This window comes from Psychrobacillus sp. FSL H8-0510, assembly GCF_038008345.1.
Classification (GTDB): domain Bacteria; phylum Bacillota; class Bacilli; order Bacillales_A; family Planococcaceae; genus Psychrobacillus; species Psychrobacillus psychrotolerans.
In genome coordinates this window covers 96,136-121,210 of sequence record NZ_JBBOYZ010000003.1, presented here as the reverse complement: position 1 = coordinate 121,210, position 25,075 = coordinate 96,136, and the positions used below count along the sequence as shown (strand labels likewise).

The 25,075-nt window shown below is 35.0% G+C and carries 29 protein-coding genes; 5 read left to right on the top strand and 24 right to left on the bottom strand.

The window, feature by feature from the left end; genetic code table 11:
• Positions 1-3 precede the first annotated feature (3 nt).
• Both MHI40_RS22745 and MHI40_RS22740 read left to right on the top strand, forming a co-directional pair.
• Positions 4-1,914, top strand: coding sequence for a peptidoglycan DD-metalloendopeptidase family protein (locus MHI40_RS22745; RefSeq protein WP_340765876.1), 1,911 nt, complete (start codon positions 4-6; stop codon positions 1,912-1,914).
• Positions 1,915-1,932: 18 nt separating this feature from the next.
• Positions 1,933-2,565: a hypothetical protein gene (locus MHI40_RS22740; protein WP_340765874.1), complete on the top strand. Its 633-nt coding sequence runs from the start codon at positions 1,933-1,935 to the stop codon at positions 2,563-2,565.
• Positions 2,566-2,864: 299 nt separating this feature from the next.
• Here the strand turns inward: MHI40_RS22740 and MHI40_RS22735 are convergent, their stop codons facing one another.
• The 6 genes from MHI40_RS22735 to MHI40_RS22710 form a co-directional block, all read right to left on the bottom strand.
• Entirely contained in the window at positions 2,865-3,140 is a 276-nt protein-coding gene (locus tag MHI40_RS22735) for a hypothetical protein (RefSeq protein ID WP_340765872.1), read from the bottom strand.
• Between the two features lie 240 nt (positions 3,141-3,380).
• Positions 3,381-3,551 (bottom strand): hypothetical protein, encoded by a 171-nt coding sequence (locus tag MHI40_RS22730; RefSeq protein WP_340765871.1) that lies wholly within the window; start codon positions 3,549-3,551, stop codon positions 3,381-3,383.
• 47 nt (positions 3,552-3,598) lie between these two features.
• Positions 3,599-4,027 (bottom strand): hypothetical protein, encoded by a 429-nt coding sequence (locus MHI40_RS22725; protein WP_340765868.1) that lies wholly within the window; start codon positions 4,025-4,027, stop codon positions 3,599-3,601.
• Positions 4,028-4,175: 148 nt separating this feature from the next.
• Positions 4,176-4,361 carry a hypothetical protein gene (locus MHI40_RS22720; protein ID WP_340765866.1) on the bottom strand — a complete coding sequence of 62 codons (186 nt, stop codon included), beginning with the start codon at positions 4,359-4,361 and terminating at the stop codon, positions 4,176-4,178.
• A 50-nt stretch (positions 4,362-4,411) separates the two neighbouring features.
• Positions 4,412-4,966, bottom strand: a complete 555-nt coding sequence (locus MHI40_RS22715; protein ID WP_340765864.1) for a hypothetical protein — start codon at positions 4,964-4,966, stop codon at positions 4,412-4,414.
• Positions 4,967-4,976: 10 nt separating this feature from the next.
• A complete protein-coding gene (locus tag MHI40_RS22710) occupies positions 4,977-6,290 on the bottom strand; it encodes a hypothetical protein (protein ID WP_340765863.1) in 1,314 nt (437 codons plus the stop codon).
• 185 nt (positions 6,291-6,475) lie between these two features.
• Between MHI40_RS22710 and MHI40_RS22705 the strand changes: the two genes are divergently transcribed.
• Entirely contained in the window at positions 6,476-7,078 is a 603-nt protein-coding gene (locus MHI40_RS22705) for a hypothetical protein (RefSeq protein ID WP_340765861.1), read from the top strand.
• A gap of 151 nt (positions 7,079-7,229) precedes the next feature.
• Here MHI40_RS22705 and xerS read toward each other — a convergent pair whose 3' ends face one another.
• From xerS to MHI40_RS22615, 18 genes are all read right to left on the bottom strand, one after another.
• Positions 7,230-8,345: a tyrosine recombinase XerS gene (gene xerS / locus MHI40_RS22700; protein ID WP_340765860.1), complete on the bottom strand. Its 1,116-nt coding sequence runs from the start codon at positions 8,343-8,345 to the stop codon at positions 7,230-7,232.
• A 130-nt stretch (positions 8,346-8,475) separates the two neighbouring features.
• Complete coding sequence (locus MHI40_RS22695) at positions 8,476-8,976, bottom strand: hypothetical protein (protein WP_340765858.1); 501 nt, start codon at positions 8,974-8,976, stop codon at positions 8,476-8,478.
• Between the two features lie 98 nt (positions 8,977-9,074).
• Positions 9,075-10,139 (bottom strand): hypothetical protein, encoded by a 1,065-nt coding sequence (locus MHI40_RS22690; RefSeq protein WP_340765856.1) that lies wholly within the window; start codon positions 10,137-10,139, stop codon positions 9,075-9,077.
• A gap of 165 nt (positions 10,140-10,304) precedes the next feature.
• Positions 10,305-10,910 carry a hypothetical protein gene (locus tag MHI40_RS22685; protein ID WP_340765854.1) on the bottom strand — a complete coding sequence of 202 codons (606 nt, stop codon included), beginning with the start codon at positions 10,908-10,910 and terminating at the stop codon, positions 10,305-10,307.
• A gap of 257 nt (positions 10,911-11,167) precedes the next feature.
• Positions 11,168-11,425: a hypothetical protein gene (locus tag MHI40_RS22680; protein WP_340765852.1), complete on the bottom strand. Its 258-nt coding sequence runs from the start codon at positions 11,423-11,425 to the stop codon at positions 11,168-11,170.
• Positions 11,426-11,549: 124 nt separating this feature from the next.
• Positions 11,550-11,954 (bottom strand): hypothetical protein, encoded by a 405-nt coding sequence (locus MHI40_RS22675; protein WP_340765851.1) that lies wholly within the window; start codon positions 11,952-11,954, stop codon positions 11,550-11,552.
• A 47-nt stretch (positions 11,955-12,001) separates the two neighbouring features.
• On the bottom strand, positions 12,002-12,571 hold the full coding sequence (locus MHI40_RS22670) for a hypothetical protein (RefSeq protein WP_340765850.1): 570 nt from the start codon (positions 12,569-12,571) through the stop codon (positions 12,002-12,004).
• Between the two features lie 347 nt (positions 12,572-12,918).
• Positions 12,919-13,227 carry a hypothetical protein gene (locus tag MHI40_RS22665; protein ID WP_340765849.1) on the bottom strand — a complete coding sequence of 103 codons (309 nt, stop codon included), beginning with the start codon at positions 13,225-13,227 and terminating at the stop codon, positions 12,919-12,921.
• 284 nt (positions 13,228-13,511) lie between these two features.
• The gene (locus MHI40_RS22660; protein WP_340765847.1) at positions 13,512-13,709 is read right to left on the bottom strand and encodes a hypothetical protein; all 198 of its coding nucleotides are present in this window, start codon (positions 13,707-13,709) and stop codon (positions 13,512-13,514) included.
• 26 nt (positions 13,710-13,735) lie between these two features.
• The gene (locus tag MHI40_RS22655) at positions 13,736-14,287 is read right to left on the bottom strand and encodes a hypothetical protein (protein ID WP_340765845.1); all 552 of its coding nucleotides are present in this window, start codon (positions 14,285-14,287) and stop codon (positions 13,736-13,738) included.
• A 74-nt stretch (positions 14,288-14,361) separates the two neighbouring features.
• Positions 14,362-14,649 (bottom strand): hypothetical protein, encoded by a 288-nt coding sequence (locus MHI40_RS22650; protein ID WP_340765843.1) that lies wholly within the window; start codon positions 14,647-14,649, stop codon positions 14,362-14,364.
• Between the two features lie 14 nt (positions 14,650-14,663).
• Positions 14,664-15,326, bottom strand: a complete 663-nt coding sequence (locus MHI40_RS22645) for a response regulator transcription factor (RefSeq protein ID WP_340765842.1) — start codon at positions 15,324-15,326, stop codon at positions 14,664-14,666.
• A gap of 254 nt (positions 15,327-15,580) precedes the next feature.
• Positions 15,581-15,871: a hypothetical protein gene (locus MHI40_RS22640; protein WP_340765840.1), complete on the bottom strand. Its 291-nt coding sequence runs from the start codon at positions 15,869-15,871 to the stop codon at positions 15,581-15,583.
• Between the two features lie 91 nt (positions 15,872-15,962).
• Entirely contained in the window at positions 15,963-16,163 is a 201-nt protein-coding gene (locus MHI40_RS22635) for a DUF2187 family protein (protein WP_340765838.1), read from the bottom strand.
• Positions 16,164-16,423: 260 nt separating this feature from the next.
• A complete protein-coding gene (locus MHI40_RS22630) occupies positions 16,424-16,993 on the bottom strand; it encodes a TetR/AcrR family transcriptional regulator (RefSeq protein WP_010025395.1) in 570 nt (189 codons plus the stop codon).
• A 7-nt stretch (positions 16,994-17,000) separates the two neighbouring features.
• Positions 17,001-18,404: an efflux RND transporter permease subunit gene (locus MHI40_RS22625; RefSeq protein ID WP_029548206.1), complete on the bottom strand. Its 1,404-nt coding sequence runs from the start codon at positions 18,402-18,404 to the stop codon at positions 17,001-17,003.
• 2 nt (positions 18,405-18,406) lie between these two features.
• Positions 18,407-19,912, bottom strand: a complete 1,506-nt coding sequence (locus MHI40_RS22620) for an MMPL family transporter (protein WP_029548207.1) — start codon at positions 19,910-19,912, stop codon at positions 18,407-18,409.
• A gap of 516 nt (positions 19,913-20,428) precedes the next feature.
• Entirely contained in the window at positions 20,429-20,845 is a 417-nt protein-coding gene (locus tag MHI40_RS22615) for a hypothetical protein (RefSeq protein ID WP_340765829.1), read from the bottom strand.
• Between the two features lie 585 nt (positions 20,846-21,430).
• On the opposite strand from MHI40_RS22615, the gene MHI40_RS22610 reads away from it, so the two are divergent.
• Positions 21,431-21,988: a recombinase family protein gene (locus MHI40_RS22610; RefSeq protein WP_010025399.1), complete on the top strand. Its 558-nt coding sequence runs from the start codon at positions 21,431-21,433 to the stop codon at positions 21,986-21,988.
• Positions 21,985-24,969 (top strand): Tn3 family transposase, encoded by a 2,985-nt coding sequence (locus tag MHI40_RS22605; protein WP_340765819.1) that lies wholly within the window; start codon positions 21,985-21,987, stop codon positions 24,967-24,969. Before MHI40_RS22610 ends, MHI40_RS22605 begins: the two co-directional genes overlap by 4 nt.
• The last annotated feature ends 106 nt before the right edge of the window (positions 24,970-25,075 follow it).

The window sequence follows — 25,075 nt, the reverse complement described above, 5'->3', positions numbered from 1 at the left end:
TAAATGAATTCACCAGAAGAACAACAAGAATCCATTGTAGCCCAAAAAGCGAAAGACTATGCGAAGAAAAAGGGTAAAGCGTTAGGAAAAAAAGCACTCAAAAAAGCAGCTAAAGTAGTTGCTAAAGCAGCAGTTAAAGTTGGGTTTGCCATTGGTAAGTTCTTGGTAACTTTGCTAATGGGAACAGCAGGACCGGTTATCCTAATAGTAGGTGGTATTTTATTAGCTATCTTCGTTATTTATCTTGCGGTTAGCATGATTTTCTCTAACAGTCCCGAATCTTTAGAAGGAGAGGCATTAGAATTACGCAACCATATCGTACAGGTTGCGGATTCTACGGTCGATATGTCTAGACCTGAGCAATTACCTTATCGAGTACCACATGAGCTTATTATTGCCGCATTGCAGTTATATAATTCGGGGAATGTAAGTCAAAAAGAGGCAGCTTCGATAATGGGGAAAACATTAAAACCTATTTTCACTTATGCAGAGTTAGAAGGTTCAATAGAAGCGGAAACAACTACTTGTGTAAATGGTAGTTGTTCCAGTTCTACCACTTCTACTCCCTTTATCTTAGAGCCTTTAGAAAGAGTAGAAGCTTGGGATAGAATAATGGAAGCTACCTTTACTCCGCATACGACGGAATGGCAACAAGGAGCAACACAAGTTTCGACAACAACTAGGTCTGTAGAGAAAACGGATGCTAATGGGAAGGTCATACCAAACGAGTATGCAGTAGAAACAGATGTTACGACGGTTACAACCAAAGTACGTTCCCATACATTTTTGATAGATGAAGTGGTAACAGAAGATTATTCCCACTACGATAGAATGCTCGCGACAGAACCATTCTCTTACGGGCAAGATGATAGATTTATAGTAGAAGCTCTTTATCAAGCAACAGATAAATACATTAACTATACTGGTTGGTTAACAGGAAACTCGTTAATCGGTTTTGATGGTACTGTTAATCCAGGAGCAGGTGTTCCTCCAGAATATATGCAGTATTATTTAGCGGCTGAGAAGAAATATAAGGTCGATTGGTATTATTTGGCTGCGATCCATTTCGTGGAAACTGGTTATTCTACACATCCTACAATGGTATCCAGTGTGGGTGCTGAAGGACACATGCAGTTTATGCCTTGCACTTTTGTTGGCTGGTCCTACCCCGCTTGTAGTGGGAATGGGGGGGCTAATATCCCCGATAGTATTAAATTGAATCCAGGTAAAATAAAAGATTATGGTGGCTATGGAACAGATGCAAACGGGGATGGTAAAGCAGATCCATGGGATGTAGCAGATGCAATTTTTACAGCGGCAAACTATTTAAGTAAAAGTGGTTTTTCTAAAAATATAGATAATGCAATTTGGCACTATAATCATTCTTCTGCTTATATAGAAAAGGTTAAGAAGAAAGCAATGGAATTGAAAAATGAAGCTAAATATTCAGGTGGTGGAGAAATACCACAACTCGCACCAGGTTCATTTATGCGTCCTGCTGTTGGTGGAGTTTCATCAAAATATGGGCCTCGTAACTTAAAAAATGGATTCCATTATGGTACGGATATTACCAATAGTATTGGAACTCCAATTGTAGCTATGGCGGATGGGAAAGTTATTAAATACCATACAGGGTGTCCACAAGTAGGTTCTTTGAATAGTAAATGTGGAGGCGGATGGGGAAATCACGTATATATTGAACATGTAGTACAAGGACATAAATTTGTAGCAGTATATGCTCATTTTTCAAAAACAATGGCGTCTAATGGTCAAACAGTAAATCAAGGACAAGTCATTGGGTTAATGGGTGCAAGCGGAAGTGTTACTGGTCCCCATCTTCATGTTGAATTGCATAAAGGGTCCTATAAACGTCCGAATAATGTATTAAATCCTGGTTTATATATTCCATTTTAAATAGAGGAGGAATAACAAATGAAAAACAAAAAAGTTATTGGTATAGCTATTTTCGTCCTAGGACTCCTCGTATTACTCTATTTCATATTATGGAAAGAAGAACAAACCAAGTTGACTGAAAAAGTCGTTGTTCCTGTGGATACAACAGAAGATATAACAGAGGTCATTGATGAATCAAAACAAATAGATGAATTTATTTTGTCAAAGATTCCTGGTGGGGATGAGGTTTTCTTTAAAAGAGAACAATTTACCGGACATTCGCATGATGTAACTACCGAAGAATTACGAAAAGAAACTATGCAATTTGTCTATTCAGCTTTTATGTTGCAAGATATTGATCAACTAACGGTTGCTTTTTCATCTGATTCCATTCGTTCTATAAAGAAAGATACACATACGGTAATAGATTTACCAAAAGTATTAGCAGATTTTCTGAAACTAGTGAATCGTGAGGGACTTCTGGAGAAGTTAGAGTATCAATTTAAACTAGATGAATATGGTAGAGAAAGTAATAAAGGGGTCTTAACGCTCCTGTATAACGATGGCATACAAATCTTAGTAGAAATAGAAATACAGCCAGTTGGGGATGAAGAGCATCGTGCATTTGAAGTGATTACCCCTTTATCAGAAATTATCAAGCTATTTGAATAGGTATATACACTTGTAATAAAATTATCATTCTGACTATCAAATAATATTTGAATATAGAGCATGTCTTGAAAGGTATATTAATCAAGATATGCTCATATTTAATTTATTCATATTTATTTACAATTTTTATAAGACGGGGAGGATTTTTATTTTCTATGTAAATCTAGTTCCGGTACAAATTAATAGTTAAAATTATAAAAAAAGATAGGGTACCTTCAATATATAAGGAATACTATCTTTTGTTTTTACAAATTTCTTTATTTAACATCTTTTATCTCATATTATTGTCAAAGTGTTCTTCAATTTTTAGGTAAGAAATTTTTGTAACTTTTCTTAATTGTTCGAGCTGCTGAGACTTCCCAATATAACAATGAGGCAACAAGCCCTGTTAATATAAGTGCCAATCTTACAAAATTAGCTGAGTATTTTTTCGAACTACCGCTTGCAACAAGTTGTTGGAAGACTTTCTTTTCTTTTTGATTCGTTAGCATATTTCCCATATAAAATACAAACCATAATAATCCACCTATTAAGTGAATTGAAATTAGAGTTACTACTACTTCTAGAATCTCCAACTTGAATCCTCCTCTGATATTCCGTATTTTTGCCTCTAGTGTCGATTTATGTTCGAAATATGCAATAGATTACCTTTAAATTTAAAAGATAAAAATATAAAGACAATTAAAAACCAAGATAAATAAAAACAAAATACAAAAAAGATAAAGAGATAATTTTATGGAATTTAATAAGTTAGAAATAATTATTTCTCCTTCGCTTTATGTGTCTTATTCGTCGCACTTTGGTCGAAATGCGAACTATACACTCTGAATAATTTTAATAGCCTTATCAAGAGATAAACCTTTTAAATAGCATTGATAGCCTAACTCTAATGTGTAGACAGTACCTTCACTTAGATGTTTTTCCTTTTTAATTTCTTCAAGCGCTTTACCGTTATCTCGCATCTTCAAATACGTTTCAATTGTCATTAATACTCATCCTTTCTATGTGATCTTATGGACGAACTGCGTGCTATTTAAATTTCAACAAAGTGAGTGTCCAGTGTTTCGTCAGCTACTTCCAACCACCCTAATTCACTCTGCAAACGAACATCAGACATTGAAGAATAGTCTTGACGTTCCCAAGTTGAACCGATTAGAATTACCTTTTGTTCGTTTTCGATTAAGTTTTCATCACTGTCATACATATCTATAGAAAATTCTTTGATACATTTATATAATTTTTCTTCTTCATATTCATCATCGTAATCTTGAATATGATCCACTCTGTCATCATTCTCTGAATCTCCCATGAACTCACCATCTAAGTAATACTGACAAGCTGTGTATTCTCTAACTTCAACACATTCTTTACAATATGGATCACCGTCAATGATGAAATGCTCTGTTTCTGGTGGTATGTGTTCAGAACAGTTAAAGCACGTTCTGACTTCTGTTTTAGCCATGTTCATTCTCCTTTTCTATTACGCATAATGTGTCAAAAGCGTCTTAATTTGTAAATGCTATAGATACCTCTATACTTTAACTTCTATATACTTCGTATTTCATTTTAGTCCATCATTTAAAATGACGAACTATAGATTGGAAGCCAAATCATACAAAAATTATCAGATAAAAAAAATAAAACGCTGGGGATAAAATAAATATAGCTAAATAAATTTTTTTGCGTTTTTCTTTCTTTAAATTTTCTACACGTTTTTCAAATAATTGTTTCATTTTTAAGTCTTCTCGTTCTATATTATTAACATTTGGAAATTTTATAATTTTCGTTGAACGCATTGAAAGTCTTCCTCCTTTTCTTATTCCACATTTTGTGTGTCAATTATGTCTCAACTTCTATACACTTCATATTTCATCTGAGCCCACGATTTAAAGTGGCGAACAATCGTCATATGTGAAGGTAATTTCTTTTCTTTATTTGCAACTTCCATCCATTTAGTCACAGTAGGAGGGGTGTCGGGGAAATAAGACAATATCAAACGCTTTAGTTTGTTCTTATCCCATACCATAGTCATTGTTTTTTGTTCCACTATTTCAGTCCCTAAATGTCGTGTAAATGTATAGTAAGAGGGGAGTTGGTTGGTTTTAGCGAACGTATTCCACTCTGAAATAGACGTGAATTCTTCTTTGTATCTATCTAAGTATTCCAATAGCATCTCGTCTGTATATTCAGGTGGTCTACTCTGACCCTGCTGTTCTAAAGACAACGCTTCTTTTACTTTGTTCCAAGTCCCAAAATACTTAATAATCGTTTGAGAATGGGGAAGGTCATGTTCCTTGCTGTAAACATTCCATTTAGACATACTCGTCATTTGGTCTTTATGGTTTTGAAGTAGGTCAATTAACTTTTGCTGATCTAATGGATACTTTTTGTTTCTTGCCATGGTTTCCTCCTTAAATATCCGTAGCTAACCATTTTATAGCCCATGGTTTTCCTACTTCTGCATACTGAACTATTCTTTCTTGTACATCTGCTTGATATAACGGTGCAAACGCCTGAGCATTAGGTGTAGCTTGTACATATTGATTATACAGAGTAAGTTCTGATTCATCATAAGCAGCAGGAATTAAGTAAAGGGCGATATGAGCCTCTTTAATTGCTGTTTTTACATCTTCTCGTGTTCCAACTTCCTCAAAGAAGGAATTAAGCTGCTCCGACTCCATTTGGTAGATATCTAAATATTGAGTAGAAAGGGATTGCATATGAGCATTCTCTTTAATTTGCGGTACAATTTCAAAACCATTCCAAACAAACTCAATTTCTATAGCTGGCACATAGAGTGGTTCCGTTTTATAGCGTTCATTCTCATGATTTCCATTCAAGATAAGATAGTTATACAAGAAAGGACTTCTGTGAAGATAATCTGGATTAATTCGCACAACGGAATCTTCTGCATAACAGTCGTCTAAAAAGTTCTTAGAAGCATAAGCAGGAAGTGGATTCGGGAACAATAGATAATAAGAATGGTCTTCATTCTTAGGTTTACTACGTTTGTCGTGATTGTGAGCAATTAACCAGTTGCGATCATCAGAAACAGATGCAACAGCACGATTTAAATACTTGTGTAATGTCTTTTTTTGCTCCATAACTTGAGAGACCATTGTACTCAATCCGTTATACATAAGATTGGAACCATTTCCTTCACGTTTTAGTTGCTCTTGAAACAGTTGGAACATCCGAACGGTCTCTAAATCACCTTTGTAATTCATCCATAATGGTTTAAGTGTTTTGTCTGACTTATACTTGTTTTCCATTGTAGTAGGATGGATAATCCCATTCTCCAAATCTTTCTTTTTTACTTTCTTATCTTTTAGATGGAAGTATAGACCAACAGGAAGGATAATTGGTGCAAACAAGATAAGGATACCGTAAGAGATGATAGTTAAACCTCTTTCTGTATTCCCGATAGCAAAGAAAGTACCAATGGTAAATAAGAATACAAAGGCAATAAGTGCAAAGAAAAAACTAACCATTGCTATGAGTAATAGGACAGATAAAGCGGTAAGGGCAGTTAATTCGCTAACTAAACCAATCCTGTGCGCCATATCGACTAATCCCAGTTTTTGAAATACTGGATAAAACCACTCATCCCATTTCCAAACAATGAAAAAGAGACTTAAAAACCCCATTAATCCAGCCATACCTGCTGAGCGTTGCATATTGTATTGTTGTTTAGCACTTGCTAACCAAAGTAAATCCTGTAGCATAAATTCCACCTCAAATTCTATTTATTATAATGTAATATATTGATATTTTATATATGTTAATTATACAATATAAAGACACTGTAGTCAAAGGCTTTTCAGAGAATATTTTTAAATAATTAAGCACAAACAAATTTTAAAGATACAGTATCTTAGCCGATTATATTTATATGGAGGATTGGTTTAAGTTGAGACGTAAATATTTATTTATAGGTAGTCTGTCATTGGTTTTGATTTTGTGTTTTGGGTGGGTAGTATTTTTTTATGAAGAATACAGTAATTATAGTTATGGAAAACACGTTTATGAAAATTATCATCAGTATGGGGTAGAGTTTGGGCGAGATCTAGCGGAAGCATATGAATCTTTTGAAGAAGCAAATGGGTTTTGGGATTCAGAGGTTTACTTGGAGAAAATTGAAGAAGAAATGTATGCTTTTTTAAAAGAATTTAGAGAACAAGGAAAGTATCCTTATGATCAGTTTCCTTCTTACACTAGAATACTCATTAAAACTGAGCGGTTTGGTGATGAATCGTCCCTTTGGGTGTTGGAGCATGAAGCTATTGTAAAGGAAAATAACGAACAATTCGAAAATAATATCAAGCTAAAACCTCCATATGTAGGTATGGATGCGAGGTACATTTCGAAAACTTCTTGGGGTCCTCCTACTAGCACTGATTCAGATATTGTTACATATCAGACGCGAGGTTTAATTGCTTATCATTGGATTGAAGGTCAAACACATAGGGTAGCTTATGTTTCAGAGGGAGAAGTATTTAAAGTTAGTTACTGAAGTTTTATATAGTGAAATTTTTTATAGTGTTAGAATGTGACAGTGTCACCTTTAACAATGTACTTTTTGAATAAAGTAAAAAGAGCCCTTTCTCAGAAGGACTCTTTAATAACTAGCGATTCATCTGTTGATGAGTCGCTTTTTAATTTCATTATTCTTTCTGTTGTTTGGATTTATCCATTCGTTGTAATATCTCTCGTTGGTCACTTTGGGATAGGTTGGTATATAAAGCGGTTGTTTCGATTGTATTATGTCCTAATTGATCTCGCAATCCAATCATACTACCATCGTTCGCCATCCAACTATTCGCAAAGGAATGACGCAATTTATGGGGGCTAAGTTTCTTTCCTTCTAAATATGATTTGGAATATTTGCCGATAATCGTTTGTATCGTTTCTACAGCGATTGGGTTTGCTTTTCCGCCATACTTCGTTAGAAACACAAACTTGTTACTATCTTCGGGTTTATATTGTTCTTCTCTAACGTCTAAATAAGCTCGTAGGTCGTTGGAAGCGGTGGGGGTGATACTAACTGTATCTAACTTGTTACCCTTCCTTAAAACGCTTATATCATCATTTTTCAAGTCAATATCCGTTAATAGTAATCCTGCTAATTCATTTACTCGAATACCGCTCCCTATGAATAAACTGATTATCGCAATATCACGTAACTGGTCGCGTATAAATCGCTTTTGATGGCCAGGGGAAAGGGTGTGTATATAACTATGTTTAACGTAATCTACCAATCCATCCATTTGTTCTTGTGTAAGTATTGCGGAATTTATTCGTTTTGCCCGTCTTGCTGCAGACTCGGATTTTTTAGGAGTCTTTATCTTCGACATAACATTGCGATAGAAGTAACATTCGCCATCCTCATCTTCACTTTCCTCTGTTAAATAATTAAAAAGGGACTTTAATGATTGGATAAAGCGGGTTACACTAGCCTCTGTACGAGGGAGAAACACACCTTTTTGTTTTTCTATTTTTTCTTCGGTTAGCATTTCAATAAAAAACTCCATATTTTTCTTAGGTAACTTTTCTAACACTTCAATTTTAACATCTTTATTTGTAGTGGCATCGGAGAGATTTTCAGAACGCAACCAATCAAAGAATCGTTTATAGTCATGCAAATAACCACTGATAGTAGTGGGGGAGTTGCGATTACGTTTCTTGGCTCGAACAAAATCTGTTACATATTCAGGTAGGTCTACTAAAGCACGTTCAATATGTTGTTCTGCTAAAATTACTTTTCTTGTTGGAGCAGGCATGATTACACATCCTTTGAATAATTATAAATAAGTTTAAGCTTAATCTAATTTTAGTGTAATTATAGCAGATTAATAAAATGGTAGAAAGGGGAGGTTTATGTATTCAGAACCCCTTTCTACAAAGATTCATTCATTCATTCATTAATTTAAAATTCATGGTTTTAAAAATTGGTTCTTTATAATGAAAATCCACATGTTCAATATCAGAAAATAATATATTTTGTTCCCAGAAGATTAATTGCTTAATAATTTGTTCCTTTGAGTGTTCTGAATTTCCTGAAGCGTAATGAGATAAAAGATCGTCGAAATGATCTCTGGAAGCATAGTTACTATCAAATCCTACTTCTATTTTAATTTTTTCAACTATGTTGGTAGGCGTATCACGAGATAAATTATTCATTTCCAAAAACAAATCATATTCATCCTTGTAAAGATTACATTCTTCCATTATATATTCGGTAATTTTATCTTGAACTGACCAAAGATGTTCGGGATCTTCTTCTGTTTGCTCAAAGTAAACATTCCCCTGTAAATTAATCTGTTGTATTAAATCAAAAAGGTATAAAAAATGCTTATTAATTACTAAACTCTGATAAAGTTCATCCCTTGCGAAATCCTCTGTATTACTCAAATATGCACCTCTATTTCTAGTTTAAATTTCAGTCAATAAAATCTGATTCGGCAAATAGCACTTATATTGTTAATTCGATAGTTCACACGTATATATTTTTAAAACCCTCTGAATGACCAACCGACTAGACTTGTAAATTTAGGTGATAAACTATAATGCTCGTCATAACAAATATGATAACCATAGTGTTTGCATTGCCATTCGCATACTTCATAATTTTGATATTCGTTCACTTCTAGCCACTCTAACTTTACAAGCTCATTTAGTCCGTTCTCTGTGCCTTTATACAAATCATTAACATAACTACTTATACATCCCTGTGTTTTGTTATAGTCTGTACTACTGTTAAAAGAATGATAGGCAATGAACATCATAATAGCTTTTCCGGTAAAGGACACCTTTTTAGACATCAATAAAAATTGAATGGTCTTAGACAAAAACACGCTTTTTCTATACAGCCAATCTTCAATAATGTCGTCCCAACAATTGCAGCAGTCGTCAAAATCTTCAAGTGGTTCCCACTCATATACTTTAAGTTTATCTATCCAGCGAGAAACTTTGTCTGGCCGATCTTTCGAACATTTTCTTAGGTCGTTATCTTCCCCTAACACTTCCAGATGAATAAGCATCGATTTTTCGTACCAAGTATATGTGTCATCATGGAGAAGGTGATAGATTTTTTCTAATGTTCCTAACTCCATTTCCATTACCTCGTGCGAACCAATTTCATCTACAACAAAGCGCACATGGCTTTCCAGTTTAAAGATAACCATAAAAATGTTTTCATCAGCAGTTGTGAATATAAACTCTATCCCATTATAAATACTATTATATCTTATAGAGATCCAAGTGAAATTCTGTAGATTTATTTGAGTACATATATCGTATGAATATGCGTCATTGTCAAAGGGGACTAGATATAATATTTCCTTCTCTTCATCTAAATTCCATCGTAGATAATCTTTAGGATTACCTTTATAAAAACCTTTTATTTTAATTTTCTCCGTAATAGATTTAATCGGTAGTGTCTTAACTTTATCGAGGGCAGCATAAACTTCTTCATAAGTTTTGAAAAATGTATATTCCTCAACATCTGATGGTTGGAGCAATAAAAAATATTCATAAAACTGTAGAACCTGTATTGTTTTATTTGGCAAGTTCACCGAGGTCACATCTCCCTTAAAGAATATTTTTCTAATCCTAGTGTAATTTTAATACTGCTAAACAACAAGGATAAGAATGTCAGGAAATAATGAATTTAATATAGAGTAAGAAAAAATCCAATCCATCATAATTCCGGATTGAATCTTTTTTAGCTTTCTTTTCAATTACAAAATCCAAGAAGAGGAATGTTTCTTCATTTCTATCTCTTTCTCTTTTAAAAAATCTTTATATGCTTTATGAAATTGAGGTTTGCTTTCAATAAAATAAGCTATTGGTTTTTCATCGTTTTCATAATAACCTTCACAGGTAACGATACAAATTTCCCCATCTGGTTGATTAAGCATATGAAGAATACCTCTAATACTTTGGGTTGAAGGAGAAACCATGAGTTTCCATGCAGGAACGTAAGCTCGTACATACCAAGGAACTGAATCTCCATCTTGTAACACATCAAATCCGTATTGTCTTATTTCTTGAATAAGGTTCCATAAAGTTCCTACTATCAAGTTCTTTTCTCTTGAGTATTCCTTTAATCTCATAACTTCCCAACTTGGTCTCCGTTGTTCAGATTCTGATGGAAGGACAGTATTAATCTCAAATTTATGAATATCAAAGAATCCTCTCACAAAACATTCATCTAAAAAAAACATTTCGTACATAAAAGCTTTTTCTCTATTAGAATTATATAATTCTGCGATATTAAAATTATTGGGCAATGCTACTTCATTACAAAATAATTGTTTCCGTTTTTGATTAATATTAACGTTCATTAAATCATCCTCCATTACTACTTATTTATAACAAGTATTGGTATTTGCCAATGATTTTAAACTGTGTAATTAATTAATAGTTTTCCATTTGGGGATAATATAAAGTTTCTCATTAAAAGTTATATATAATGAAAAAAGACCATTCAAATTTATAGAAGGGTCTTTTTGTTTCAATTATTTCTTTTGCATCTTTATAACCTTGTTCAGATTGTTCGTCGTATCCAAATTACTATTCTTTACGAAATCCCTCACTATATCTACAATTGGAATCCCGCAGAATATAAAATCATTTCATCTAAAGATTTAAAAGTATTTCTGGTCCAAGGCTTTCCAGCACCGGTTAAAAAATCATTTGTATCTTGTGTTATGACTTTAACATCTTTACCATATTTAGCTCCTATAAGAATTATTTTCTTCACATTCTCTCTTCCTAAACGTTCAAAGTCTTCTCGTGATAATTCAATTCTTTGTTCAGTCTGATTGTTCAACCATTTTCTAACAGGTAGTACTCTCATATAAATTTCTCCTTTAGTCCTAATAAATCTTGGGGACTTTATTTTTTTTCAATTTCTTTATTTCTTGATTTTGTTTATTACTATCTAGTATTAATATATATAAAAATACAAGATTTTAAGGAATTTAATCACTAGGTATATTAATGTTTTTCAGAAATGCTTCTAATAGGCCTGTCTGTAAAGTAATGAATAACAAAATAAAAAATATAATTGTTACAGATAGCAGCTGCACCATCTTTTTGGCGTTACCAAAAGGGGAGTTAACAGCAAGCATAAACAATGAGCCGGTTTTATCTTTCTCGCTCCATACACTTTGATACCCATGCTTTCTTAATACATCTATTACAATAGGAACCTCATTTTCATCGAATAAATGACCATACACTTTTCCACTAATCTTTTGCCAACCAAGTTCGAGCGAATAAATTCGTCCTCGTGGATCTACAATACGAAACATTTTATTGTTTTTAGAAGAGTGTATAGCATTTTCGGCTAGTCTTTTGGTTATTTCTTCTTTGATTTCTTCCATATTAAAATCACTCCTTTCATTAGCGATATTCGGTATACAGATATACTCTACTTTTTATCTTTCGAAATTCTATCTAAAATTACAAAAGATAAGAGTATACCTACACCAATTAAGGTTGATTTATTAGAGATCTCGCTATTTTGCTTTATAACTTTCTTAACATCCTCTTTTATAATCTTCAAGTCATTGTTAGCTAGAGGAGTATCATTATTTTTTGGAACTATTTCATTGTTACTTCTTATAATAGTTTCATTCTTAATTTTGTTTTCGTGTTTGTCGGCAATATCCTTGTCTAAATTAGTAAGCAATTGTACAAAAAAACCTATAAAGAATGAAGCCAGAATTGATCCAATCGTTAGTACGAACGTAGATGTATTCTTACCATTATCTAATTCCCAAGCATACCAACATACAGCTAAACCGCTTAAAAATCCTGCAAGTGCTAGAGCTGTAGTAAACTGAGTAGATTTAGTCGAGTTCTTTGTATAAGTTTTATCTGCGAGTATAATTACGACTCTAATTACAAGGTAACAAAAAGAAACCAAAGTTATAAATACTAAAACCATTACTAAATTGGGATTAAGTTCATTAACATAGTCAAGAATTTTGTTTTTCAAGTTTATTACTCCTAAACATTTTATTATTTTTTGATGGGGCTATAGCATTTTCGTCTAGTCTTTTTGTTATTACCTCATGGATATCTTTCATATAAATGCTCCTTTAATATTCTCTCATAGTGAGGTAATTGACAGGTAATAAAATAGGGTAGTACATATCCCCAAAGTGAACCATATCATTAAACTATTTACGATGATTTTCTTCTTTTTTTCTTTAGGCATTGGTACGTTAGAAAATACTATATATAAAGCTGTTACAACCAATATAAAGAGTAAAATGAATCCTGTAATAATTGATAACATATTATTTGTTCGTCTCCTTATTAATTTTTTGGAGAATGGTTAAATTAACCTTCTCCGTATAAATTGGCAAACTGTACAGTTATTTCCTGTAGCATAGAAACTTCGTTATATATCTCAAAATCAACCCATTCTAATTCCTCTAATGTCAGTTGAGACAGAGAGAGGTCTTTTGTATTATCTAGTAATCTAATAATAGATAAATTATACCATTTAGTAAATCCTTCCTCCGGAAATTCACCGCCACGAATGGTTGAATAAATAAGGTTTCCTTGTTTTCTAAAGATGATAGTATCATTTGTAAAAGAATAGTCGGCAAGGATCTCATAAGACGTCCCATCTACCATATCTTTCACTCGTAACTGATTAGATGCTAACGGTTTTTCAATAACCTTTTCACATTGTCCAAAAAACAGCTTCTCAGCGTCTTGTTTTACGGAAGATGGGTATTATACTTGCTAAATGTCTATAATAGATTCCTAACGGCTTTCTGTTGTCTGTAGTGATAGTATCATTCATCTTTACATGGTAAGTTTTCATAAGTTTATTCCTCCAATTAAATAATAATAGTAAGCAAAAAAGGGAGTAGGTATGCTTGTCATAATACGCATACCTACAACCAATTTAATTCTCTCGGAATTTACATCAAACTAGCTGACCAATCGCATAATCTAACGGAAAATGGTTCTTCTCCAAATTCTAATAAATGCACTTTCCATTCTCCGTTTTCATATTGCTGTACGCTCTCGATTTCAGACGGTCCCCAAACGGTTTGTACCGTTTCACCGACCATTCCTAATATTTCTTTGATTAATTTTTGTTCTTGAACATTTTCCATTTCATTTCACTCCATTTTTTTCGTTTTTATTGGACTTCGGATAGTTCATCTTTAATGTAATGAGATAACTTTTCTACGGGTATAGTGAAATATACATCGGAATTTACAACGTGAACTTTTGCTTTCCCACCTGTAAGTTTACCGATAACAACTTTATGGATTTCTCCTTTATTTTTAAAATATCCACTGTTACCCTTTGTCCAAAATTCTGCTTTTATACTAGAATCACTACGTTTACTTCTCGCTTGTTCGAAGGGGATATCGCATGATTTAAAAATTGATGCAGAACCTTGTACAGAACGATTATTAGCAAAAGTAACATCAATTTTCACTTTATATTTAGCTGTTATGATTCCTACGTCTCCATCTTCAGACTCTACAGTCATTCCAGGCAATACTTTGTCAATGGTTAAACTATTTGATTCGTTGATTCTATAATTAATAAAAGGGAATTTCCCTATAGCTAACTGTTCTGCCATTGCTTTTTTTGCATTTTCTAATAGTTCCTCATTTGTATTTCCTTCAACTACAAAACTTGCACTTGCTAAAGTTAATGTTACTAATTTTGAATTTGTCATTAAAAAATTCCTCATTTCTTAAAGTTAGGTTTATATGAATATATATTTACACTAAATTAGTATTAAGCGTAAACTTAATTATTAAAGTTTTTTTTAAGTTCATAGAGTAGTAATTTCATCCCCTCTTGACTTACAAAGAATTCTGGTAGGAGTTCAATTAAATTTTCGGTTTTTTTTCCTGTTACTTCACAACTTGGTTTATAAGGTTGGATTACAATCATATCAGAGGATAGAAATATCTCAACCTGTGGGTTTTTTGTATCAATAGTATAATATCTTTTTAATATTTTCTTTGGAATACGTAATTTTCCGTCCTTACTTAATCTTAGAATCTTTCCAGTAAATTTCATGAAAATCTCCATTTCTTGTTCGTAGATTAAATAGCAACCCATCCTTCTTTAATCGCTAGTATGACAGCTTGTGTTCTGTCATTAACTTTCAACTTTACGAAGATATTAGACAAATGATTTTGAACTGTTTTTTCCGATATCGTTAAACTCTCTGCAATCTTTTTATTGTTACTTCCTAATACTAAGTTCTCTAATATCTCGCATTCCCTTTTGGTTAATATATTACGAGGTTCTCTTACTTTCCTCTTGGATGTTGTGAAATCGTCTAGGGTACGTAATTTAAAAAATTCTTGAATTACAATATTTGTTACAAATGGGTCGAAAAAATTGAAACCGTTATCTACTGTTCGTATTGCATGCAATAATGAATCAAAACCGGATGATTTTAACACTAATCCTTTGATACCTACACGTATTATTTCTTTTACATGGTAATCTTCTATTTCATTTGCAGTTACAATGATCTTTGCGAATGGATACTCATACATTAAGTACTCAATACTTTCTATGCTTTGTTGAAAGTTATTACCTATCCCTAATACGAACAAGTTAGGAAAATATTTTCTGTATAAACAACTTATCTCAGTTACAGGTATGTCCTCTGAAACAACAACTATCCCTTGCTCCGTTAAATTGGTACTTAGAAGATTTCTGTAAACAGTGTCTTGCTCTACAATAACTGTATTCAAACTACCACAACCCCTTCTTTAATTGTTTGCGATTAAGTCTTTTAAAATAGAAGTGTCAACCGCCAGATAACAAAAATAACGCTTAATAAACCAAGCACTCTAAAAACAATTGTCTTGAGAACGGAAAATACTTTCCAGGCTAGATATATACCAATGATATAGAAAACAATTGTTACCAAATCATTCAACACTTAATACCTCCCTAATATTTATTAACTAATATAATATAATGATATGTTATAAACGTTAATATGTCAAACAGTTAGTCCAAAACTATTTATTCTCTTATTTTTATGGTTAATTTGAAATTCGCTGTAGGATTCATCTAACCAATTTAACAGGACATCAGCTAGTGACTCTTTGGTTTTTGGAATACTATTTGTCAAACTGTTGTTAGGAATAACAACTTGGATAGCCGTATTTAGCTTTAATAGATTACTTTTACTGTCTGTATTTTGGTAAGTACCAATATACGGCTTAGCATGTCTCCAGAAATTTTCTTCAAATGCTATATGCAATGGAAATAGCAGCAATTTATCAGTCAAATAATTTAAAAATAGTGATTCACCTATGGAAATATAAACACTGACAACGTTGCATTGTTTAAGGTCTTCCTGTAGCTCTACATAATACATATCAAGATACCACGCTAACCTTTTTATAATTTACGACTGTACGGTCGTTATCTAGCGAGAGAAATAATTGGTCATATAAGGAGACCTCCACAACTACTGATTTTTCCAATACTGATATCACTAAGCCTTCAATTAATTTCCCTTTCCTCTCAAACGCCACTATGTTTCCAATAGCTGCTACTACCTGTATTTGTTTTTTCATCCCGTATCGACTCCCTTTTAAAAAATAAAAAAGCACCCAAATAGGGGTGGTACCAGCGAAGCTGTCACAACCCGCAATAAGGAAATATCAAGATTTTTAATACTACTAACACGTATACCCCCATCCTGTTTTGGATGGGGGTTAAATGATGTAGAAATTTTTATAAAGGGTACTTTACCTTTAGCTTATTTACTAACGCTCCCGTAAAACGTAGGGGGAATCTCCCTTTGTTTTTTCTTTACCTCCGTTCCTTATTAAAATTAACTTGCTATAAAAGCCTTCAAAGAATTCACATATCCGTTTAACAGTTCTTCTTTATTCTTTGCTGGGAGCTTATAATAAGGTACTTCCGAAGGGAAAGTTAGACTGCTGAGGAGAATGCCCCCTATTTGATTGGCAAGGAGACCTATGTCCGGTTTATCTTCAAGTCTAGCGAAGTGTATATCCAATCCTTTTTTAAGCCCGTTATAAATAATAATCGGAAAATTAATATCTTCAGCTAAATGGCCCATAAAACTTTCGGCTAGAAGTGTTTTGGCAAGCTTTCGATTTTTTGACAGAGCCGTAAGCCGATCATCAAGTATGCGCCTTAAAAAATCCTCTGTCTCCGGTTCTTCTGCAAACTTCATGACTTTTGTATGGAATTCATTCTCGAGTGCTTTTTTCACCACGGTCTCAAACAGGTTCTGCTTAGTGGAAAATTTGCGGTAAAGCGTCACCTCAGCCACATCTGCCTCCTTGGCGATTTCCTGTGTTGTGGTCTGGAGAAATCCTTTTTTGATGAATACTTTGATTGCCGCATTCAAAATCTGGTCTGTTTTATCTCTCATATCTATTTCACCCCATTACAGTTTCCGATCCGCTTTCCTTGTCGCCCTTTGTTTGCACAAATCTGTCAAGGAACATCAAGATTGCTGGCAGGACGATAATCGTGCTAATAAGAGCGAAGGAAATGTTCACTAATGTCATCATACCAAAATTGCTCAAGATCACGAAGTCGGAAACAAGCAAAGCACTGAAACCTCCGATTGTTGTAAAGGCTGAAGCAAAAATAGCCTTGCCGATCTTTTGGTTGGCTGTTATGATCGCTTCCCGTCTCTCTGACCCTTTTCGACGCTCCTCATAAAATCGTTCCATAATCAAGATAGTGAATTCCGTGCCTATACCGATAATAAGAGCACCAAGGGTTGCCGTGAGCGGTGTATAGTTGATGTCAAACAAGTACATCATTCCACCTGACCACCCGACGATGAACAAAATCGGTAGTAAAGGAATGAATGCCTTAACCGGGTGCCGGTAAATCAAAAGCAACGCTATAAATACAAGGCCCATCCCCAGCAACGTCATTTTGTATCGGCCTGTTGTCAGTGCGGTAACCATTTCCACATCTAGAACCGACTTACCGGTTACTATCGCATTGATGCCTTCCGGCTGGCTTTCTGAAACGTATGCTTCCATTCTTGCTATGAAATTTTGCAATTCTTCTGCCTCAAGATGCTTGATGCCGACATTCACGACAGCGCTGTCTCTATTTTCATTCACAAAAAGCTTCAACTGTTCTTCCGGCATATCCGCTAGAATGTCGGCTGTTTCTTCCTGATCCGGCATCTCTCCATCATTTGCTTGCTTTAATAGTGCAGGCAATGAATTTGTATCGACGACAACTGACGGGAACTCACGTTGAAGAGAAGCAGTCAGTTCCTCAGTCCATTCCAACGTTTCTTTATCAAGTACGTTGTCTGTACTGTACATGATAGAGACCTGGTCGGTGGTACCCAGGATGTCACGCAATCTGTGAATATCCTCCAGTTCCTGGGTATCCTGGGGCATAAAGGTTTCTACATCTGTTTCCACCCCAGTATTCATATCCCCCCAAATGCCGGCTGTGGCTGTGACAATGGCGATTAAAAGGATCAGCCATCTGAGTTTAATAATTAAGTTGGTGAGCATGCCAAAAGCCTTCTCCATTTTTGAATGCTCAGGCTTTGCTTTCTGATTCTCTGTCCTTGATCTTGTGAAAAAATGATCCCGGGTAAATAGGATCGGAATCAGGATAAACAATCCGACTATAAAGCTGACCACCATGCCAATTGTCAGCATTTTTCCGAAGTCTTGTATCATTGGGACCGGTGACGTATACAAGGATAAAAACCCTACGGCTGTAGCTAAAAGAGCTGTAAGGACAGCGGGTGTCATCTTGATTACGGTCTTTTTGGCACTTTCGGTGCTTTTGTTTTTCATCTTTATTGTTCCTCCCCTTTCATTTCTTCTGTATATCTGCTTTGGAATTGAATTGCATAGTCAATACCGAGACCAATTAAAATCGGGAATACCGCCATCGAAACCATCGTGATTGGCACACTGATCCACCCCATCAATCCAACTGTACCAATTACAGCAATCAAGATTATCACAAGCGGCAATATGCGCCATTTCACACGGAACACAATACCGAGAACCAGAATCATGAACAAGATGGAAAGACCCATCATTTTTTGCATGCTATTTTTCATCTCTGTTCGGATCGAATTATCCAGAACCGGTTTTCCCGACACCATAGTGTCTATCCCTTCAATCGGGTTCTTTTCCATATAATCCTTTACAAAAGCAACTGCTTTACTTTTATTGGTGTCTGTAGCATCACCCGTAAACTTAATCATGAATATCATGTATTTTCCGTCGATAATCATGTCATTAAATATGGTGCGCAATGATCCGTCATCTTCATAAATCATTTGGTCAAGTGTCTCCTGTTTTTCTGGGATAACAGGCGACATGCTGTCAGAATAGGTAATCATTTCACTGAGATTATCACTTACAGAAATGAGATTTTCCCCCATTTTCGTAAGTCCCTCTGCAAGCTTTTCCAAATCTTTTTGCTGCTGGGCCTGTTTTTCGCCCATTTCATCGAGTTGGCTTTGCTGCCCTTTCAGTCCTTTTTCCATTCCCTGCAAGCCATTGATGGTATTTCTGGATACATTAGGGAGTTGTGCGCTTTTCTCGGAGGCGCTAACCATCTGATCAGCCATTCCGCCAAGTTTCAGACCAACCTGTTTTAACTCTGCTGCCTGTTTCTGCTGTGCCGGTCTTCCTGCAGCGGTCTTTTCCATTTGTGCGGCGGATTGCTGGAGTTTCAGTGCAACGTCCTTGAGTTGACTACCCATACTGGAATAGCCGTTTACTAATCCCCCTGTACCCTGCTCCAGTTTTTTCTGTCCTTCGACCATCTTACCGATGCCCTTTTCCATTTCAGATATTTTCGATCCAAAATCCGGTAAGCCTGACTGGCTTGAAGTATTTTCTTCCATGTTTGTACTGATTTCTTTAAGTTTTTCTCCCATTTCCTCCAGACCGTCAGCCATTTCCGTCAGGCCTTCTTCATATTTCTCGGCTTTTTTTTCGGATATTTTTAGAACAGCTGTATGGGGGCCGACGATTGAATAGATGCCCTCTTGTACCCGCAACTGACTTTCGAGGTCTTTCATTTGCTTCAAAGTGTCAGGTTTCAGCAATTTGGATTCATTATCAGCTTCGTAAATCACGATTACCGATTCACCGCCAAATTCCTGTTCCAAGGTAAGGTTATTCTGATAGACCTTTGTGTCTTCCTCAATAAGTGTGTTGTTCCCTGTTGCCATTTCCACCTGCTGCGCCCCGATGGCAAACAGTAATATAGCAACTATAGTAATCGTTATTACTTTTATTGGATTCTTTACGATCCTGTTTGCAATTGTTTTCAGTACCCTCATTTGTTCCCCTCCATGTTTGTTAGTAATAACTTACATTATATTTATAAATGTTAGTAGTCACTTACAAACAATATATCCTTTTATATTTTTTTTGTCAAACTTAATTCTCTTGAAAAGGAAAGACCTCCAAAAAATGAGAATAGCATCTCTTTTCTAAATGGAATAGGAAAATTGCCAGGCAAACAAATTCCAAAAAAGGGAGATGCCATAAGGTTTATATAGTTCAAATACCGTTGAGAAATCCTACATCACGTCAAATAATAAATGAATTAGCACATAAAAAAGTCTAAAATTTGAAAAAACTTCTCAAACTTTTGATTTTAAGTACTGCTTCCGAAAAATCCATCAAGGTTGAAAACCGCCTAAAATATTTGAAGGAACATCCCTGTTAATCAAAGAAAAGGCCTACATATTACTCCTTGTTTTTAAAAATGCGATACAATATTTACCCTACTGCTAGTTGGTACTAAAAGTAAAATGAGAATTAAGGTACAAGGTATACCGAAACCTCCAAAGTTATGTTGTTTGGAGGTCTTTGGGAACTCTTTCATATCCATGGTGCTTAATGGTGAATGAAGCAATAATGCCAAAAGCGATAAATGCCATTGTACTTGATATTACAGTCCCTACTCCTGCCTCCCAAGGCAATGTAACCTTCCCTTGTGCAGCATTAAGAGGGATTACGATAGCCCACACAATCAGTCCCCAGATTGCACCAGTAACAAAAGTATTCAAACGTTGTATAGAAGTCACTTTCCTTATTATGAATAGCAGAATATATCCTCCGACTTGACCTGCAAGTATATGAGTGATTAGCTGCATAAAAGTTAACTTTGCCCCCATCTGAGATATTCCAATATTCTCTGCCAACATAACGATCCCTGCTTGAATTAAAGAACCAATCAAAAATCCTAATGAATACTTAATATACATTAGAGTACGCCTCCTTTTTTAGTTAATATTATCTATAGGTGCAGATTTATACCTTTTCTATATAAGAAGAGGTTAATTCTACAGTGTGCATACCTTTCAAATATAATGACGAAGAAAATCCAGATAGAAAACGAATTGCAGAATTTTTTACCGGAGTAGGTAGGTTGTAAGGTAAACGAACAATCTCTTGGAAATTGTATAAGAGACCTATTCTCACCCATCAGGAGATATGAAAAAATGGTCGGTTTTCCCTTCATAATGTTATATAGGTCCTTACTTTAATTTTTGGAAATGGAAGTTAAAGAAGGAGAACTCTCACAAATAATCCTTAATTAGAGTTTTTTTTACAATCTCACCCGTTTTCGGAATAAGAGTAACTAGAGATCTAATTTTATTTTTTTAAAGTAGTATTTTTGATGCTATAACCGTAACAAAAACGACCATTTCTGTTACATGATGTGAAAAATATATTTTGTCTGCCAATCTAGCATAAACAACGTAACAAAAATATGTAACAAAATATTTTGTAACAATATTAATTATTTAAGAGTTTTGGTACAATCATGCTGAAAGGTGAGGATATGAATGAAATTTGGTTACATGCGTGTTTCGACTATTGATCAAAATTTGGATCGCCAAAAAAGACAGCTTGAAAAATTTGGATGTGAACGCATCTTTTTTGAGAAAGTAACTGGAACGAAACGGGAACGTCCGGAACTAAACCGTATGCTGGAGTTTCTTCGTCCAGAAGACACCGTTGTTGTATCGGATTTAACTCGCTTATCCCGTTCCACGAAAGATCTGATTGAGATTACGGAACTCATCGCCCAAAAAGGAGCGCATTTAAAAAGTTTAAAGGAGTCTTGGCTGGATACAACAACGGCACATGGGAAAATGTTGTTTACTATTTTTGCAGGCATTGCTCAATTTGAGCGAGATCTCACCTCTGAACGGACAAAGGAAGGCATTTTAGCTGCAAAAAAACGGGGAAAATATCCTGGAAGACCAAAAGCTGATGAAGAAAAGATCAACTATGCCCTATATCTTATAGACCAAGGGTTGAGCCGGACAGATGCTGCCGAAAAGGCCGGTATTTCCCGTATGACTCTATATCGTAAGCTACAAAGGGGTGAAAAACATTGAAAAGGAATTGGGAATTAGATGAGCTAATTGATCACTTTATCCTTATGCCTGATGAACAAGAGCAGATTCAACTAAAAAGGGGAAATACGAAACTTGGGTTTGCTGTCATGTTTAAGTTTTTTCAATACGAAGCTAGGTTCCCTCATACCAAGAGTGAGATACCAAAGACAGTTATAGAGTACATCGCTAAGCAACTAGAGATGAATCCCGATGTTTTTTCTGAATATGATTGGACCGGACGGACCGTTACTTATCATCGTTCGGAAATCCGCACCTATTTTGGATTTCGCGAAGTTACTCTGCAGGATGTAGACTTATTGACAGACTGGCTGTGTAAGCACGTATTATTTCATAGCCATGAATTCAACTATGTTGAAGATAAGTTATACCAACAATATAGAGAATTAAAAATTGTGCCTCCCACCCCTGATCGAGTAGAGCGCCTTATTCGCTCTGCTACCTACTCCTATGAAGATAAATTTTTCGCTTCTATTTATCAAAGACTTTCTAGCCAGACATGTGAAGGACTAGATAAATTAATTAATCTTTTAGAAAAAGTTGAAGACACCTCAGAAGCAAAAGAATCATTAACATTTCATGAATTAAAATCCGATCCTGGACGCATTGGATTAGAAACAGTCTTCAAAGAACTACAGAAACTTCAAACCATAAAAGAGCTGCAATTACCCTATGATTTATTTAACGATATTTCACCAAAAATTTTAAAGAAATATAGAAAGCGTACAGCAACAGAGGATATCCGTGAATTGCGCCGGCATCCACCCCAGATTCGCTACACACTTTTATCTTCCTTCTTTTGGCTTCGAAGAGCAGAAATTACAGACGGTCTGATTGAACTACTTATACAAATTATTCATCGTATTAATGTTAGGGCCGAACGTAAAGTGGATAAAGAATTAATACATAATTTAAGGAAGGTAAATGGGAAAAACAATCTATTGTTCCAAATGGCTGAACAAGCGTTAGATAATCCAGATGGAATTATTCGGGATGTCCTTTATCCTGTTATCAGCGAGGAAACACTTAAAGATTTAGTAAAGGAATTTAAACATACAGGGCCTGCCTACAAACAGAAGGTATATACGATTATTCGTTCATCGTACAGTTCCCATTACCGCAGGATGGTTCCCCGTATTTTGGATATGTTAGAGTTTTGTTCAAATAATGAGGCTCATCATCCAGTAATCGAAGCGTTAGAACTTATAAAAAAATATATAAATTCAAATGCTCACTTTTTCCCGGATTCTGACCAGGTTCCATTAGATGGTGTGATCCGTCCCAGCTGGAGATACCTAGTCGTGGAACAGGAGACTTCAGGCGAAGAGAGAATCAATCGTATTAATTATGAGATTAGCACCTTGCAAGTCTTACGTGATAAGCTGCGATGCAAAGAAATATGGGTACCTGGTTCGGAACGATATCGTAATCCAGATGAAGATCTGCCACAGGACTTTGAACTGCACCGTGAAGAAAACTATAAAGCATTGAAAAAACCTATTAATCCAGATGATTTTATCGCAAATTTAAAGGAAGAAATGACAAAGGCATTAAATAAATTAGATCAAGGAATCCCTAAAAATAATAAGGTTCGCATTTTAGCAAAAGGAAAGGGAAATGGCCGAATATCTATTTCTCCTTTTGATCCGGTGCCGGAGCCAGTTAACCTATCACGCCTAAAAGCTGAAATTATGAAACGATGGCCAATGACGAGTTTACTAGATATCCTCAAGGAAGCCGATTTGCGTGTAAACTTTACGGACCTCTTTAAAACAGCTGCATCAAGAGAGGTCGTTAGTAAATATTTACTACAGAAGAGGCTTATCTTATGTTTATACGGTTTGGGGACAAATGCAGGGCTAAAGCGAGTTTCAAATGGGGAACATGGCGAAAAATACAAAGACCTATTATACATACGGCGAAAATATATAGATAAAGATAATCTACGGGGTGCAATTGCTGAGATTGTTAATGCCATTTTGCGAAATAAAATGACAGATATATGGGGAGAAGGAACAACTTCCTGTGCTTCCGATTCCAAGAAATTTGGTGCGTGGGACCAAAATCTAATGACTGAATGGCATATTCGGTATAGAGGCAGAGGTGTAATGATTTACTGGCATGTGGCTAAACATTCAACCTGTATCTACTCTCAATTAAAATCATGCTCTTCTTCTGAGGTAGCGTCTATGATTGAAGGAGTTTTGAAGCATTGTACAAGCATGGAGGTTGAAAAGAATTATGTAGACAGTCACGGTCAAAGCGAAGTAGCTTTTGCCTTTTGTCATCTCTTGGGTTTTCAGCTTATGCCAAGATTAAAAGCTATCAATTCACAAAAACTTTATAGGCCAGATAGTGGCATGAGTGATGCTTTCCCTAATTTACAACCTATTCTTACAAGACCTATCAACTGGGAATTGATTCGTCAGCAATATGATCAGATGATTAAATATGCTACAGCCCTGCGTCTTGGAACAGCCGAAACAGAGGCTATCTTAAAACGATTTACAAGAAGTAATTTAAAACACTCGACTTATCAGGCCCTGTCTGAGCTGGGAAAAGTTATTAAAACCATTTTCTTGTGTGATTATTTGGATTCTGAAGATATTCGGAGAGAAATTAATGAAGGCCTTAATGTTGTAGAGAATTGGAATTCCGCCAATGGCTTTATTTTCTATGGAAAAGGTGGAGAAATTTCTACAAATAGATTGGAAGACCAAGAGGTTGCCGTTCTTTCCCTGCATTTATTACAAAATTGCCTCGTGTATATTAATACACTCATGATTCAATCTGTATTATCAGAAAAGCAGTGGCAGGATATGATGACACCTGAAGACTTGAGAGCGTTAAGTCCACTTATATATAGCCATGTAAATCCTTATGGTATCTTTAAATTGGATATGATGGAGAGAATTCCAATCGAAGAAAGGCAATCAGAAATAGAAAACACTTTGCATATTTAACTTTATTCCTTATTGCGGGTAGTGACAGCTTCGCTGGTACTACCCCAAATAAATTAGCATTAGCTAGTTTATCAGGGTACTCCTGGTTAAATATATTTAGTTCACA